The organism is Rhizobium sp. BK512, from assembly GCF_014194915.1.
In the GTDB taxonomy this organism is placed as follows: Bacteria; Pseudomonadota; Alphaproteobacteria; order Rhizobiales; family Rhizobiaceae; genus Rhizobium.
In genome coordinates this window covers 583,409-598,393 of the sequence record NZ_JACIAS010000002.1, presented here as the reverse complement: position 1 = coordinate 598,393, position 14,985 = coordinate 583,409, and the positions used below count along the sequence as shown (strand labels likewise).

The window sequence follows — 14,985 nt, the reverse complement described above, 5'->3', positions numbered from 1 at the left end:
ACTGCAGTTAACCCTTCTTCTTGAGGGATCTTCAATTCGGCACCGATAAAACCATTTCCGGCTTCATGATGAAGTCTGGAGATAAAACATGAGTGAGTTCCGTCTCGCTTTTCCGGCGTGTGTCATCGCCGGGAAGCATCGGCTGACGGCCGAAGACATTGTGCTTTTGCGCAAACACACCTTCCCGGAGGGAATCCGGACTTCCGATCATGTCGTAGTGTTGTTGGCGCTCAATAATTCCTGCCCCGAAAAATGCCCCGAGTGGAACACGTTTTTCATCGAACAGCTGGCAGGCTTCATCGTCGATTACACCTATCCGCAGGGCTCGCTGGACGAGATCAATGTCGCATGGATCATGCGCATGTTCACGACCGACGGCGTCGTCAATTCCGCCCTCGAGCTGGAGCTCATCCTGCATGTCATGGAGCTCAGCGCCCACGTACCCGATGAGCTGCGCGCCCTGGCGCTCGATCAGCTCCGCCTGGCGCTCTCAGAGGATCTCGGCGGCTACAAGCTGACCCGCGCGACCGACCGCAAGAGCATCACGCGGCAGGATGTGGATTACCTGATGCGTGTTTTGAGAAACGTCAGCGACGGCGGCGTCATCGGCGTGTCGCCGGTCGAATATGGCGTGCTGCAGCGCATTGATGCGGTAACCCAGCCTGGCGCCAATCATCAGCGCTGGGGCGAGATCATGGCCGCGGTCGAACTCAGGGACTATGCCCAGCCGAGGCGGAGCCGCTGGCTTCGTATTATCGATGAAGAGCCGGTTGCCGCTGCCGCAGTTGCCTGATCTGCCGGTGATTTCTCAGCCCGATTGTGCGTTCCGGCTTTTTATGCGTAAAACTCCGGAGCGCATTTCCTGGGTGGAGACTCGATGTTCAAGAAGATCCTGATCGCGAATCGCGGCGAGATTGCCTGCCGCGTGATCAAAACCGCTCGCCGCATGGGCATTGCCACCGTTGCGGTCTATTCGGATGCGGATCGGGATGCCCTGCATGTCGAAATGGCCGATGAGGCTGTCCATATCGGCCCTGCTCCGGCAGCCGAAAGCTATCTCGTCGCCGACAAGATCATCGCCGCCTGCAAGGAAACCGGTGCTGAAGCCGTGCATCCCGGCTACGGCTTCCTTTCCGAGCGCGCTTCATTCTGCGAGGCCTTGGAAAAGCAGGGCATCGTCTTCATCGGTCCGAAACCCAAGGCCATCATGGCGATGGGCGACAAGATCGAATCGAAGAAATTCGCGAATGCGGCAAAGGTCTCCACGGTGCCGGGCTATCTCGGCGTGATCGAGGATGCGGCGCATGCCGAAAAGATCGCCGGCGAGATCGGCTATCCCGTGATGATCAAGGCGTCGGCTGGCGGCGGCGGCAAGGGCATGCGCATTGCCTGGAACCAGGCAGAAGTGCGAGATGGTTTCGACCGCGCCCGTTCGGAAGCCAAGAGTTCCTTCGGCGATGATCGCGTCTTCATCGAGAAATACGTCGTCGATCCGCGCCATATCGAAATCCAGGTTCTGGCGGATGCGCATGGCAACGTCGTCTATCTCGGCGAGCGCGAATGTTCCATCCAGCGCCGGAACCAGAAGGTCGCCGAAGAAGCGCCCTCGCCTTTCCTCGACGAGAAGACCCGCGCTGCCATGGGCGAGCAGTCTGTGGCGCTGGCCAAGGCCGTCGATTACCAGAGCGCCGGCACGGTGGAATTCATCGTCGACCGCGACCGCAATTTCTATTTCCTCGAAATGAATACCCGTCTGCAGGTCGAGCATCCTGTGACGGAGCTGGTGACCGGCATCGATCTCGTCGAGCAGATGATCCGCGTTGCTGCCGGGGAAAAGCTGCCCTTCGCGCAGAAGGATATCAAGCTCAACGGCTGGGCGGTGGAAAGCCGCCTCTATGCCGAAGATCCCTACCGCAACTTCCTGCCCTCGATCGGCCGCCTGACGCGCTACCGTCCGCCGGCGGAAGGCCGCACCGGCGACATCATCATACGCAACGATACCGGCGTTTTCGAAGGCGCTGAAATCTCCATGTACTACGACCCGATGATCGCCAAGCTCTGCACCTGGGCGCCGAGCCGCCTGCAGGCGGTGGAAGCCATGGGACAGGCGCTGGATGCTTTCTTGGTCGATGGCATCGAGCACAATGTTCCCTTCCTCTCGGCCCTCATGAAACATCCGCGCTGGCGCGAAGGCCGCCTCTCCACCGGCTTCATTGCCGAGGAATATCCCGAGGGCTTCGCGCCGATGGCGCCGGATGCGGCGGAAGAGGCAGCCCTTGCCGCCATCGCGCTCTCCGTTTCCCTGATCGAGGCCGGCCGCCGCGAAGGTTTTGCCGATCGTCTGCGGCAGGCAAGCGGCCCGTTGCGCGAAGAATGGGTCGTCAAGCTCGGCGGTAATTATGTACCGGTGAAACTGGTCGATGGCCTCGTCACCATCCCCTTCGAGATGGAAATGGAGGTTGCCGGCCGCACCGAAACCGTTGTCACCGATTGGAGACCGGGCGACCCGGTCTGGCATGGCAGGATTGCCAGCCGCCCGGTAACCGCGCAGATCCGACCTGTTCTCAATGGCCTGCGCATCGACTGGCAGGGTCTATCGGTCAAGGCGCGCGTCTTCACCCCTCGCCATGCCGAGCTCGACCGCCTGATGCCGGTCAAGCTGCCGCCGGATACGTCCAAGTTCCTGCTCTGCCCCATGCCCGGCCTCGTCGTCTCGATTGCCGTCGCCGAGGGCCAGGAGGTCAAGGCTGGAGAGACGCTTGCCATCGTCGAAGCTATGAAGATGGAAAATGTGCTGCGCGCCGAGCGCGATCTCGTCGTCGGCAAGATCAAGGCCGCGCCCGGCGAGAGCCTCGCTGTCGATGCCGTCATCATGGAATTCGCCTGAAGCATCGACCACGATTTCCGGATGGCCCTCTAAGCCTTTTTTGTGCTTGAGCCACCCTTGCGGAGCGTGCAAGAGTCCGCCACGCAAATCACGAGGAGATCGAAGATGGATGTTCGCGCCGCCGTTGCCGTTCAGGCAGGAAAACCCCTTGAGGTCATGACCGTTCAGCTCGACGGCCCGAAGGCCGGCGAAGTGCTGATCGAGGTCAAGGCGACGGGCATCTGCCACACCGATGATTTCACACTGTCGGGCGCCGATCCGGAAGGTCTCTTCCCGGCGATCCTCGGCCATGAAGGTGCGGGCATCGTCGTCGATGTCGGCCCGGGCGTCACATCGCTCAAGAAGGGCGATCATGTCATTCCGCTCTACACGCCGGAATGCCGCGAATGCTATTCCTGCACCTCGCGCAAGACCAATCTCTGCACCTCGATCCGCGCAACCCAGGGCCAGGGCGTCATGCCTGACGGCACCTCGCGCTTCTCGATCGGCAAGGACAAGATCCACCACTATATGGGCTGCTCGACCTTCGCGAACTTCACCGTTCTGCCGGAGATCGCGCTGGCGAAGATCAATCCCGACGCCCCCTTCGACAAGGTCTGCTATATCGGCTGCGGTGTCACGACGGGCATCGGCGCAGTCATCAACACGGCCAAGGTCGAGATCGGCTCGACGGCCATCGTCTTCGGCCTCGGCGGCATCGGCCTCAACGTTCTTCAGGGCCTGCGACTTGCCGGTGCCGACATGATCATCGGCGTCGATATCAATCCCGACCGCAAGGCATGGGGCGAGAAGTTCGGCATGACGCATTTCGTCAACCCGAAGGAGGTCGGCGATGACATCGTGCCCCATCTCGTCAACATGACGAAGCGCCATGGCGACCTGATCGGCGGCGCCGATTACACCTTCGATTGCACCGGCAACACCAAGGTCATGCGCCAGGCGCTGGAAGCCAGCCACCGCGGCTGGGGCAAGTCCGTCATCATCGGCGTTGCCGGCGCCGGCCAGGAGATCTCGACGCGTCCCTTCCAGCTCGTCACCGGCCGCAACTGGATGGGCACGGCCTTCGGCGGCGCCCGTGGCCGCACAGACGTGCCGAAGATCGTCGACTGGTACATGGAAGGCAAGATCCAGATCGACCCGATGATCACCCACACCATGCCGCTCGAAGACATCAACAAGGGCTTCGATCTCATGCACAAGGGTGAGAGCATCCGCGGCGTCGTGGTTTACTAGTCGTCCATGGATCTGCTGAAGAACTGGAAATTGAAATTGAGATACGGAAAGCTGAAAACGGCTTTCCGCCATTTCACGGTTATCGCCGACGGGGAAATCGCCGAGGCCAATCCGGATTTCGAGACCACCTTCGGCATGGCCGCCTTCTTTACTATCAAAGCGTGGGCTACCGACGGCGACGAAGCCACGGATATGGTCGTCAGCATAGGAAGACACGTCGGTTTCAATGCCACCGGCCGCATTTATCTTTACTCGACTGATCCGCAGCAGCCTCCGCAAGACAAGCCATTTGCTTACGACTTGGATTTTCACCAATATAAGCGTGGCGACGACGATGTAGAGGAAGATCCACCTCTACCAGATAGCGGCATTCATTGATTTATCTTGTCGAGAGCCGCCGTGCCATCCTTGCGAAATTTCTATGAGGGCTCTGCGCTCATGTGTTCCATTATATCTATCTCTACTGGGGTTTTGTATCGATGACTGCGCCTAGCTACACAGTCGATCTCAAGGGTCTCGATGAGCTCTCCGCGCGAGAGCTCTACGACCTCCTGCGGATGCGTGTGGATGTCTTCGTCGTCGAGCAGAACTGCCCCTATCCGGAACTGGACGGCAAGGATATCGATGCCTTGCATCTGCGGCTCATGGAGGGCGGCGAACTGCTCGGCTCGACACGGCTCTTGAAGCCCTACGGTGCGCAAGATCCGGCAAAGGTCGGCCGCGTCGTCGTCTCTCCCGCTCATCGCGGCAAGCGACTTGGCGATGCGCTGATGAGCGAATCGATCGCGGCCTGCGAAAGGCTTTATCCGGCAAATCCGATTGCCCTCTCCGCGCAGGCGCATTTGAGCCGCTTCTATGAGTCCTTCGGTTTCGTGAAAATCTCGGAGGAATATCTCGAAGACGGCATTCCCCATATCGATATGGTCCGTCCGCTGGCCACCGAGCCCGCTTGAAGATATCGCCATGATCTATGTCGATGCCGATGCCTGCCCCGTCAAACCCGAAATCCTGAAGGTGGCCGAACGCCTCGGAATGGAAGTGACCTTCGTCGCCAATTCGGGCCTGCGCCCGTCCCGCGACCCGATGGTGCGCAACGTCATCGTCTCCAACGCCTTCGACGCTGCCGATAACTGGATTGCCGACAATACCGGCCCGACAGATGTCGTCGTCACCGCCGATGTGCCGCTTGCGGTCCGCTGTGTCGCCAAGGGCTCCTTCGTGACCGGTCCGACGGGCCGTGTCTTCGACGAAACGAATATCGGCATGGCAAGCGCCATGCGCGATCTCGGCGCGCATCTGCGTGAAACCGGTGAGAGCAAGGGCTACAACGCCGTCTTCAGCCCCAAGGACCGGTCGCGTTTTCTCGAAACGTTCGATCGTCTTTGCCGCCGCGCCAAGAACGCCTGACTTCATTCTCCGGGCGCTGGAATCGGGTGGCATGGCAGCTATGCCAATTCCTAGCTTGAAGTCAGCCGTTCCCTCGTCCATATGAAGTGCGACGCAGACGACTGCGGCGCTCGGGTTTGCCCGGGTCGCAAAAGTCGCGGGGACGGCCTCGCTCTTGATATGGAGAGTATGATGGCCTGGTTCCTGCTTTTTCTCGCTGGCCTTTTTGAATGTGGTTGGGCAATCGGTCTGAAATATACCGATGGCTTCACTCGTCCTATGCCGACCATCCTCACGGTGATTTCGATGGTCATCAGCGTCGTTCTGCTTGGTCTTGCCGTTAAAACCCTGCCGATCGGCACGGCCTACGCGATCTGGACCGGTATCGGCACGGTCGGCACAGTCCTGCTCGGTGTCTGGCTTCTGGGCGATGCCGCAAGCGCCTCGCGCCTGATCTGCATTGCTCTTATTGTTGCAGGCATCGCCGGTCTCAAGCTGACGGCCTGAAGGCAATCATCAGAAATAAACAGGGCCGCGGGAAGAAAACCCGTGGCCCAAACCAATGCCCTCAACCCGAAATTCCTTAACCCTCAAGCCTGGCGGCCGAGGGTTTGATTTTACCCGATCTTCTCAGGAGAGTACCATGCCTGCCAGCTTGGTGGCGAAGGCGCTCTCCCCGCATTTAAGCTGTAATTCGTTTCCTTTGCGGCCTCATCCGCAGTTGCCGGAAGTTTCGCGTCCGGATGGGAAACGATTGATCGATGCATCAACAAGACGTCGTATTCTTGACTATCAGCGAGCACGCTCTCGGCGTTTTTCGACGGGCTGCCTCCAAGGAGGTATGCAATGACAACAGGGACTTCGACAGTATTTCTGGCCGCAACAGCGGCAATCCTGGCCAGCATGTCGGATAGAACCGACGCTCATGAGACAGAGAGCGGCTGGACCTACCCACCTGCCTGTTGCAAGTCTGATCAACTACACCGGGATTGTGATGCCATTCCAACGCTGGATGTCAGGCCAGGGCATCGCGGTTTTTCCGTCTTTCTGCGTGCCGGAGATCATCCGCTTGCCACCAGACCGCATCTCTTTTTCATTCCGTACGGGGATGAGATTCCGTCCGGAGACGGCCGTTATCACATCTGTCTTCATCCGACGGAAAACGACGTGAACTGCTTTTTTGCGCCTCCTGGCAATATCTAGACAGACGTCCGAATGTGGAAGCGCCTGCTAGGCGCTTCCACATCCAGGCCGAGGGCTAAGACGTCACGCTGATGCGTTTCGGTTATCGACGGACCATGCACCGGCGCCGGCAAAGAACAGGTAGAGGAAGATGAAGCAGAACAGCACCGCGCCGTCGCCCTGGTTGAGAGCCGGGAAGAAGCTGTGCGGCATATGCGCCATGAAATAGGCGATCGCCATTTCGCCCGACAGCAGGAAGGCTACCGGTCGTGTTGCGAAGCCGATGAGAATGAGGATACCGCCAAAGGTTTCCAGCAATGCTGCAATCAGGAATAAGGTGGACAGCGGCCCGTCGCCTTGGGCGGCCGGGAAGCCGAAAAGCTTCATCGTACCGTGCTCGATGAACAGAAGCGCGGTCATGATTCTGAGAGCGGCCAGACCATAGGGGCGGTAGGCAGATAGACGCTCGAAAGTTGACATAAAGACTCTCCTTAAGGGTGTACTGCCGAGCGTTATCGTGTCTCTATCGACGACTGAAGACACAATTTGCTGACAGGCGTTCACAACTTTGACTGTGGATAAACACTTGAATAGGCTATTTTATTCGATCATAGCGGAATGTTGTCGTGCTTCTTCCACGGATTGCTGAGGTCCTTGTTCTTCAACATCTTCAGCCCGCGCGCCAGCCGCCGCCGTGTCGAATGCGGCATGATCACCTCATCGACATAGCCGCGTTCAGCGGCCACGAAAGGTGACAGGAAACGGTCCTCGTACATCTTCGTGTGCGCAGCGATCTTTTCGGGATCGGCGATATCCTTGCGGAATATGATCTCGACAGCACCCTTGGCACCCATGACGGCGATCTGCGCCGTCGGCCAGGCATAATTCAAATCGCCGCGCAGATGCTTGGACGCCATCACGTCATAGGCGCCGCCGAAGGCCTTGCGGGTAATGACCGTCAGCTTCGGCACCGTAGCCTCCGCATAGGCAAAAAGCAGCTTGGCGCCGTGCTTGATGAGCCCGCCATATTCCTGTGCCGTGCCCGGCAGGAAACCCGGTACGTCGACGAAAGTAACGATCGGAATGTTGAAGCAGTCGCAGAAGCGCACGAAGCGCGCCGCCTTCCGCGAGGCGTCGCTGTCGAGCACGCCGGCAAGCACCATCGGCTGATTGGCGACGAAGCCGACCGTCGAACCCTCGATACGCCCGAAACCGCAGACGATATTCTTGGCAAAGCTCGCCTGGATCTCGAAGAAATCCCCCTCGTCCGCCACCTTCTGGATCAGTTCCTTGATGTCGTAGGGCTTGTTCGCATTGGCGGGGATCAGCGTGTCCAGCGAATTGTCCGCGTCCGTCACCGACTGGTACCATTCGATTTCCGGCACCGGCGACGTGTTCGACTGCGGCAGGAAGTCGATGAGGCGTCGCACCTGGCTGAGCGTATCGACATCATTGTCATAGGCGCCGTCGGCGATCGACGAGCGTGTCGTGTGCACGCTGGCGCCGCCGAGTTCCTCCGACGTCACGGTCTCGTTGGTGACCGTCTTGACCACATCGGGACCGGTGACGAACATGTAGGACGTGTCGCGCACCATGAAGATGAAGTCCGTCATGGCGGGCGAATAGACGTCGCCACCGGCGCATGGTCCCATGATGACGGAGATCTGCGGAATGACGCCGGAAGCCAGCACGTTACGCTGGAAGACCTCCGCATATCCGCCAAGCGCTGCGACCCCCTCCTGGATGCGCGCGCCGCCCGCATCATAGATGCCGATGATAGGGGCGCGGTTCTTCAGCGCCATATCCTGCACCTTGATGATTTTCTCGGCATGGGCTTCCGAGAGCGAGCCGCCGAAGACGGTGAAATCCTTGGCAAAGACGAAGACGGTCCGGCCGTTGACCGTGCCCCAGCCGGTCACCACGCCGTCGCCGGCGATGCGGCTCTTGTCCATGCCGAAATCGGTGGAGCGGTGCTCGACGAACATGTCGAACTCTTCGAAAGAGCCTTCGTCGAGGAAAAGATCGATGCGCTCGCGCGCCGTCAGCTTGCCGCGCTGGTGCTGCGCGTCGATACGCTGCTGGCCACCGCCGAGACGGGCAATACCGCGGCGGCGTTCGAGTTCTTCAAGAATATCCTTCATGATTTCCCCTCGCCGCTTGCAACGGCCGATTTTACAGCTCGGGCAATTCCAGCAAAACTGCGCAGCGGTTTTGCATGCGGAATTGCGTTAAAACAAAGAGATAGATCATTTCCGGATTCGACGAGAAACGGAAATGATCTATCGCCCGCTGAGTGCGAAGGCGGAGCGCACGCGTGCCGCGATATCTTCCGCAAGAATTTGGTCCGCCAGATCAGGATCTGCGGTCAGGCTGGTGACCTCAAAGGATGTAACTGCAATGACGGATCCGTCCTCCACGGAAGCGGCATCGATACTGACCTTGGCGACGTTGCGGTCCTTCTGGAAGCCGAGACCCTTGACGACAGAAACGATGCGAATCGTCAGCACCACGCGCGGCAGTTCGGTCGTGCGCACCGTTGCACGGATGGCCGCGTTGACGCGATCGTTGATGCCGGAGAGCAGCTCTGCCGACATGGTCGTGCTGGACAGAACCACGGCACTGCGCACGTCATAGACGGGCTTTTCCTGCTTCTTCGGCATAAGGCTGGCACAGGCCGTCAGCGCCACGCAAACAAGCGCCATCAGGCAAATTCTCGACCTCAGCCACGCCATTCCAAATTCCCGCAAATCCCCGTCCGGAGTCGCAGATTTGGTCATAAAGCCCATCAAAGCAATATGATTCAGGCTCTTAGCGCGAAAAAAACATCCGTTGCCGCTTTGAAATCCTCAAAACGCTTGGCCCGGCGCTGCTCGGCTTCTTCGTCGCTTCCCCAATGTTCGATGGTCCAGTCCTCATCGAGATGGGCGAGCGACCAGGCTTCGTCCGGCGTGATCGCAGTCTCGGCAATGGCAAGCGCCAGCAGCGCCGAACCGGTGATCGTCGTCATCGTGTGGAGAGCTGCGAGCTCAAGGGCACTGTCGTGGCGGCGCAGTGCCGAGCCGAAGGCAGCGATCGCCTCGCGCGGCTGCTCATGATGCATCACGCCTTCGACAAGGATGAAGCGTGCGCCGAGATCGGCGGCTGCCCAGTCGAGCACCGGATCCCAGCGTTCCATCTGTCGTTCGACCAGCTTTTCCGGACCATCGGCGCGATAGCAGAGCAGATCGCTTGACGAAAAGCGCAGAATATCCTCGAAGACGGCCTGCGTGTCTGTCGCAACACCGTCGATCGCCGTGTTGACGAGGCGCGTTGCCGGCATCAGCGAGGGATCGATGACCTCGCGCTGTGCGTCCCATTCGGCGGCCACGAGCTTTGCCAGCGCTTCGCTCGGCACGGCCAGGATCTGGCGGGCCGGCGTGCGCACGGCCTTGCCGTCGAGCATGATGGCGAAACCGTCCTCATTCGGTTCGACTGAAACAGCCTGATAGAAACGCTTCGGCAGCGGCTTCTTCATCTGGATCTGCGCGCGGCGGATCGGATCGGGATGGCTCAGGTCTTCGGAAAGGTCGTTCAGCAGGTCGCGCATGGGCTCACCTCAGGAAAAATGGTGCAAGATCTCGTCAGGATGATAGGCGATCGCATCGGCGCCGTTGGCGATCAGCTCATCCACGCTGGCATATCCCCAGGCAACGCCGATCGCCTTGGCGCCGGCGGCCTTTGCCATCTGCATATCGTAAATCGCGTCACCAATGACAATGGCATCGGCCGCATCCATGCCGGTTTCGTCGCAGCATTCGCTCACCATGGCCGGATGCGGCTTGGAGGGGCAATCGTCGGCGGTGCGTGCGACGACGAAATGCTTGTCGAAGCCGTGCGTCTCCATCACCAGCTTCAGCCCGCGCCGGGACTTGCCGGTCACCGCACCGATCAGCAGATCCTCGCGCCCGGTAAGCGCATCGATCATCTCGCGAATGCCAGGAAAGAGCGGCTCGCGATAATCGAGATCCTGACGCACGACCGAAAACAGAGATTTGTAATGCGCGGTCATGTCGACATCTTCCTGCTCGACATGCGGCTTGCCCTGCATGCGGGCAATGGCGATATCGAGCGTCAGGCCGATGATCGCCTTGGTGTCCTCGAAGCGCGGCTCGGGCTTGCCGAATTTTTCGAAGGTGCGGCGCATGGTTTCATGGATCAGCCCGGCACTGTCGACCAGCGTGCCGTCACAGTCAAAAAGCGCGAGTTTCATTCGTCGTCTCTCTCAGCCCCGGCAAGGTCGAGACCGAGCAGGTTCCATGTCTGTACCATGTGCGGTGGCAGCGGCGCACTGACGCGCAAGCGCCCGCCGGAAGGGTGCGGGATATCGATATGGCGTGCGTGCAGATGCAGCTTCTTCTGGATGCCGCCGGGGAAATCCCAGTTTGGATCTTCGTCGTAATATTTCGGATCGCCGATGATCGGGTGGCCGATATGCAGCGCGTGGACGCGCAGCTGGTGGGTGCGCCCCGTATAGGGCTCCATCTCAAGCCAGGCCAGGTTCTGGGCCGCCGTCTCGCGCACGCGGTAGAAGGAAATCGCGTGATCGGCGCCCTCCTCGCCGTGCTTGGCGATGCGCATGCGATCACCGTCGGCCGTCGGCTCCTTGACGAGCCAGGTCGAGATCCTGTCCTCGTGCTTGCGCGGCACGCCCTTGACCAGCGCCCAGTAGGTCTTCTTGGTATCGCGCTCGCGGAAGGCAGCCGTCAGCTTCTGCGCGGCACCGCGGGTGCGCGCAATCACGAGCACGCCCGACGTATCGCGGTCGAGGCGGTGAACGAGGCGCGGCTTCTCACCCTTCGGGCTGGTCCAGGCTTCGAGCATCTGATCGATATGCCGGGCGACACCGGAGCCGCCTTGCACTGCAAGGCCGGGTGGCTTGTTGAGCACGATGACCTTCTCGTCCTCGTGCAGCACCATTCGCGAGAGCAGTTCGAAATCGCTCGAATGCTTGAGATCCTTGCCGGCGATCGGTCCGGCCTTCGCCTTGGCATCGACATCGAGCGGCGGTATGCGCACCATCTGACCGGGTTGCACGCGGGCATCCGACTTGACGCGGCCGCCATCGATACGCACCTGGCCGGAGCGCAAGAGCTTCTGCAACGGGCCGAAGCCGAGACCCGGGTAGTGGATCTTGAACCAGCGGTCGAGCCGCATGCCCGCTTCATCGGGCTCCACCTTGATGTGTTCTATACCTGCCATGGAATTCTTTCGGAAAATATGGGCGCGATCGAAGCCGGCGCCTCTCTTGCCGCTGCCTTTAGAGCATTTTTCACAAAACGGAAATCGGAATCGAAATCAGATGAGCGCGCGCATCAGACCGAGGCCGGCCATGACAGCCACCATCGAGAGCCCGACGCTTGCTGCGATATAGATGCCGCCGGCAAAGACCTCGCCGCGCTCGAAGAGCGTGATGGCATCCAGCGAGAAGGCGGAGAAGGTGGTAAAGCCGCCAAGAAAACCGGTGATCAGCAGCAGCCGCAGTTCCACCGAAGCATTGAAACGGCGCATGGTCATCTCGGCAAAGACACCGATAATGAAGCAGCCGACGACGTTGACGATGAGCGTTCCCCACGGGAAGCCCGGCCCCATGAGCCGCAGAGAGCCGAGGCCGACATAATAGCGCAGAAGCGAACCGATTGCGCCGCCGACCGCGACGAGCAGAGCCTGGAACATGCCTCCGGTTTATTGCGATTCCGCCCTGATTCCAATCGCGGCCGCGGAATTCTTACCATCCGGTAAAATGTGAGTGATTTTCTTAAGCCGAATGCGAAGATCGCACAGGTATGACAGGCGCATGACACAGGTCGTTTCCATATCCGCGAATACCGCGGCTGTCGCCTTCGAATCCCTGCGGATCCCGCAGCGCGTGGCAACGGGTACGGCCGCGCGCGAGGCTCGGAAGATCGCGGAACGCCAGCTCAATCAGAGCGGCGAAGATCCCGAGGAAGTGACCAACATCATCCAGAATACCGAAATCGCGCTCGATCTCATGACGAAAGGTTATCGCCAGCCGCAGGCCGGCTTGCAGCAGGCCCTGCAGTCCTACGAGGACGTCTGAGATTTAAAGATTGCTGGGAGGAGCAAAGCCCGCGCCCTGTCGCGGGCTTTTTCTTTGCGGGATCGATTGCCCGATCTTACTTGCCTTGGGCCGATAGTACGTTCAGCACCAGATCGACCTTGCCAGCCTTCTCGAAGGTCAGCGTGACGGGCACCTTGTCGCCCTGCTTGAAGGGCGTCTTCACCTTCTGGAACATCAGATGCAGATTGCCGGGCGAAAGCTCCACGGTTTTGCCGGCCGGTATGGCAATACCATCCTTCAGCTGACGCATCTTCATGACATTATCCTGCATGGCCATTTCGTGGATCTGCACTTCGCCTGACGTGGGAGATGTGACAGAAACGAGCCGGTCCTCTGTCGCACCATTGTTCTTCACGGTGAAGCCGCCGCCGCCAACGGGCTGGCCGGGGAGCATGGCCTTGCAAACCCGCCGGAAACTTCAAGATCGCCGACCTTCACCGTGTCGGCATCCGATGACATGTTCATGGAGCCCATGTTGCCCATGTCCATGCCCTGCATGTGCTGGTGGTCCTGACCGATAGCCGATCCGGCAAAGCCGCAGGCGCAAAGAAGTGCCGCAAAAGCCGATGTCCTGACAATGCTCATGGAATATCTCCTCGCTCCAGAGCCTTTCCTGACCGGAGTGTTCCGATCTGATCAGGAAAATGCTCTCGGCTGCCGTTAGCCAATTTCGCCGCCAAATGCAAAAGCCCTTTTGCCGCTGCCACCATCGCCATTCCAAAGCCGCGACAAAAATTTGTGCGGTCGCGACATTTTGCTTGCCAAGGCCTGTCACCCCCGGATAATTGCCGCAACCTTGTTGGGAGAAGCCGGTACGCTGATGCCGGTGCCGAAGGAGCAACCGCCCCGGAAACTCTCAGGCAAAAGGACCACAAGGGGCAGACGGAACTCTGGAGAGAGGCGTTCTCGAAACGTCCGCCGAAGGGATAACAATCTCAGGCACAGGGACAGAGGGGGCTCAAGGAGACAAGGCGCAGCCGCGCCTTCAGTTTTGAGCCCGCGCTCGGAATTTCCGGCGCAAACCCCGGAGGCGTCGTTTGGACGATACTGCTGCCCTCAAGAAAACCCCGCTTCACGCGCTGCATCTGTCGCTCGGCGCCCGCATGGTGCCCTTCGCAGGCTATGACATGCCGGTGCAATACCCGGCCGGCGTGATGAAGGAACACTTGCAGACCCGCACCGCCGCCGGTCTTTTCGATGTCTCCCATATGGGCCAGGTCATCATCAAGGCGAAGTCCGGCAAGTACGAGGACGTGGCGCTCGCGCTCGAAAGCCTCGTGCCGGTCGATATTCTTGGCCTTGCCGAGGGACGCCAGCGCTACGGTTTCTTCACGGATGAGAATGGCGGCATCCTCGACGACCTGATGATCACCCATCTCGACGACCATCTCTTCGTCGTCGTCAACGCTGCCTGCAAGGATGAGGACGTCGCGCATCTGCAGAAGCATCTGTCTGACACCTGCGACATCACCGTGCTCGACCGCGCCCTGATCGCCCTGCAAGGCCCGCGCGCCGTCGAAGCACTTGCCGAACTCTGGGCCGATGTCGCCGCCATGAAATTCATGGACGTGCGCCACTGCCGTCTGCACGACGTTTCCTGTCTCGTCTCGCGTTCTGGCTATTCCGGCGAGGACGGCTTTGAAATCTCCATTCCCGCCGACAAGGCCGTGGATGTCACCAACCGGTTGCTCGAGCATCCCGATGTCGAGCCGATCGGCCTCGGCGCCCGTGACTCGCTGCGCCTTGAAGCCGGCCTCTGCCTCTATGGCAACGATATCGACACGACCACGTCGCCGGTCGAAGCGGCCATCGAATGGGGCATGCAGAAGGCCCGCCGCACCGGTGGCGCCCGCGCCGGCGGTTTCCCGGGTGCCGAGCGTATCCTCGGCGAACTGGACAAGGGCGTTTCCCGCAAGCGCGTCGGCCTGAAGCCGGAGGGCAAGGCGCCGGTGCGCGGCCATGCCAAGCTCTATGCCGATGCCGAAGGCAAGGCTGAGATCGGCGAAGTCACCTCGGGTGGTTTCGGCCCTTCCGTCGAAGGCCCCGTCGCCATGGGCTATGTGCCGGTTTCCCACACGGCACCGGGCACGCAGATCTACGCGGAAGTGCGCGGCAAATATCTGCCCATCACCGTTTCCGCCCTTCCCTTCATCACGCCGACCTACAAACGCTGACCCTT

Annotated in this window: 17 protein-coding genes, 1 pseudogene and 1 riboswitch; of the genes and pseudogenes, 10 read left to right on the top strand and 8 right to left on the bottom strand. The window is 60.1% G+C overall.

The window, feature by feature from the left end; translation table 11 throughout:
- Positions 1 to 88 precede the first annotated feature (88 nt).
- From FHX06_RS08895 to FHX06_RS08860, 8 genes are all read left to right on the top strand, one after another.
- Positions 89 to 793 (top strand): hypothetical protein, encoded by a 705-nt coding sequence (locus FHX06_RS08895; RefSeq protein ID WP_112547693.1) that lies wholly within the window; start codon positions 89 to 91, stop codon positions 791 to 793.
- A gap of 84 nt (positions 794 to 877) precedes the next feature.
- Positions 878 to 2,887, top strand: coding sequence for an acetyl/propionyl/methylcrotonyl-CoA carboxylase subunit alpha (locus FHX06_RS08890; RefSeq protein ID WP_183878957.1), 2,010 nt, complete (start codon positions 878 to 880; stop codon positions 2,885 to 2,887).
- A gap of 105 nt (positions 2,888 to 2,992) precedes the next feature.
- Positions 2,993 to 4,120 carry an S-(hydroxymethyl)glutathione dehydrogenase/class III alcohol dehydrogenase gene (locus FHX06_RS08885; protein WP_113202595.1) on the top strand — a complete coding sequence of 376 codons (1,128 nt, stop codon included), beginning with the start codon at positions 2,993 to 2,995 and terminating at the stop codon, positions 4,118 to 4,120.
- A gap of 6 nt (positions 4,121 to 4,126) precedes the next feature.
- Entirely contained in the window at positions 4,127 to 4,498 is a 372-nt protein-coding gene (locus FHX06_RS08880; protein WP_112547696.1) for a hypothetical protein, read from the top strand.
- Positions 4,499 to 4,599: 101 nt separating this feature from the next.
- Complete coding sequence (locus FHX06_RS08875) at positions 4,600 to 5,073, top strand: GNAT family N-acetyltransferase (protein WP_183845976.1); 474 nt, start codon at positions 4,600 to 4,602, stop codon at positions 5,071 to 5,073.
- Positions 5,074 to 5,083: 10 nt separating this feature from the next.
- Positions 5,084 to 5,527: a YaiI/YqxD family protein gene (locus FHX06_RS08870; RefSeq protein WP_112547697.1), complete on the top strand. Its 444-nt coding sequence runs from the start codon at positions 5,084 to 5,086 to the stop codon at positions 5,525 to 5,527.
- Positions 5,528 to 5,698: 171 nt separating this feature from the next.
- On the top strand, positions 5,699 to 6,013 hold the full coding sequence (gene sugE, locus FHX06_RS08865; RefSeq protein ID WP_113117043.1) for a quaternary ammonium compound efflux SMR transporter SugE: 315 nt from the start codon (positions 5,699 to 5,701) through the stop codon (positions 6,011 to 6,013).
- 339 nt (positions 6,014 to 6,352) lie between these two features.
- Positions 6,353 to 6,709, top strand: coding sequence for a hypothetical protein (locus FHX06_RS08860; protein ID WP_113148218.1), 357 nt, complete (start codon positions 6,353 to 6,355; stop codon positions 6,707 to 6,709).
- A gap of 63 nt (positions 6,710 to 6,772) precedes the next feature.
- On the opposite strand, the gene FHX06_RS08855 is transcribed toward FHX06_RS08860, so the two are convergent.
- The 7 genes from FHX06_RS08855 to crcB all read right to left on the bottom strand — a co-directional run bounded on the left by FHX06_RS08855 (position 6,773) and on the right by crcB (position 12,400).
- Positions 6,773 to 7,168: a DoxX family protein gene (locus FHX06_RS08855; protein ID WP_112547700.1), complete on the bottom strand. Its 396-nt coding sequence runs from the start codon at positions 7,166 to 7,168 to the stop codon at positions 6,773 to 6,775.
- 128 nt (positions 7,169 to 7,296) lie between these two features.
- Complete coding sequence (locus FHX06_RS08850; protein WP_029868833.1) at positions 7,297 to 8,829, bottom strand: acyl-CoA carboxylase subunit beta; 1,533 nt, start codon at positions 8,827 to 8,829, stop codon at positions 7,297 to 7,299.
- 138 nt (positions 8,830 to 8,967) lie between these two features.
- Positions 8,968 to 9,420 (bottom strand): hypothetical protein, encoded by a 453-nt coding sequence (locus FHX06_RS08845; protein ID WP_183845977.1) that lies wholly within the window; start codon positions 9,418 to 9,420, stop codon positions 8,968 to 8,970.
- 68 nt (positions 9,421 to 9,488) lie between these two features.
- Entirely contained in the window at positions 9,489 to 10,274 is a 786-nt protein-coding gene (locus FHX06_RS08840; RefSeq protein ID WP_113202592.1) for an ATP12 family chaperone protein, read from the bottom strand.
- Positions 10,275 to 10,283: 9 nt separating this feature from the next.
- Entirely contained in the window at positions 10,284 to 10,937 is a 654-nt protein-coding gene (locus tag FHX06_RS08835) for an HAD-IA family hydrolase (protein ID WP_183878956.1), read from the bottom strand.
- Entirely contained in the window at positions 10,934 to 11,926 is a 993-nt protein-coding gene (locus tag FHX06_RS08830) for an RluA family pseudouridine synthase (protein WP_029868837.1), read from the bottom strand. Before FHX06_RS08830 ends, FHX06_RS08835 begins: the two co-directional genes overlap by 4 nt.
- Positions 11,927 to 12,022: 96 nt before the next feature.
- Positions 12,023 to 12,400 carry a fluoride efflux transporter CrcB gene (crcB, locus tag FHX06_RS08825; protein ID WP_183878955.1) on the bottom strand — a complete coding sequence of 126 codons (378 nt, stop codon included), beginning with the start codon at positions 12,398 to 12,400 and terminating at the stop codon, positions 12,023 to 12,025.
- A 121-nt stretch (positions 12,401 to 12,521) separates the two neighbouring features.
- Here crcB and FHX06_RS08820 point away from each other — a divergent pair, with 121 nt between their 5' ends.
- Complete coding sequence (locus FHX06_RS08820) at positions 12,522 to 12,785, top strand: hypothetical protein (protein WP_029868839.1); 264 nt, start codon at positions 12,522 to 12,524, stop codon at positions 12,783 to 12,785.
- Between the two features lie 76 nt (positions 12,786 to 12,861).
- On the opposite strand, the pseudogene FHX06_RS08815 reads toward FHX06_RS08820, so the two are convergent.
- Positions 12,862 to 13,337: pseudogene (locus FHX06_RS08815) on the bottom strand (copper chaperone PCu(A)C); the annotation flags it as partial.
- Positions 13,338 to 13,595: 258 nt separating this feature from the next.
- Positions 13,596 to 13,688, top strand: a riboswitch (glycine riboswitch).
- A gap of 155 nt (positions 13,689 to 13,843) precedes the next feature.
- Here FHX06_RS08815 and gcvT point away from each other — a divergent pair.
- On the top strand, positions 13,844 to 14,980 hold the full coding sequence (gcvT, locus tag FHX06_RS08810; protein ID WP_113206243.1) for a glycine cleavage system aminomethyltransferase GcvT: 1,137 nt from the start codon (positions 13,844 to 13,846) through the stop codon (positions 14,978 to 14,980).
- Positions 14,981 to 14,985 lie beyond the last annotated feature (5 nt).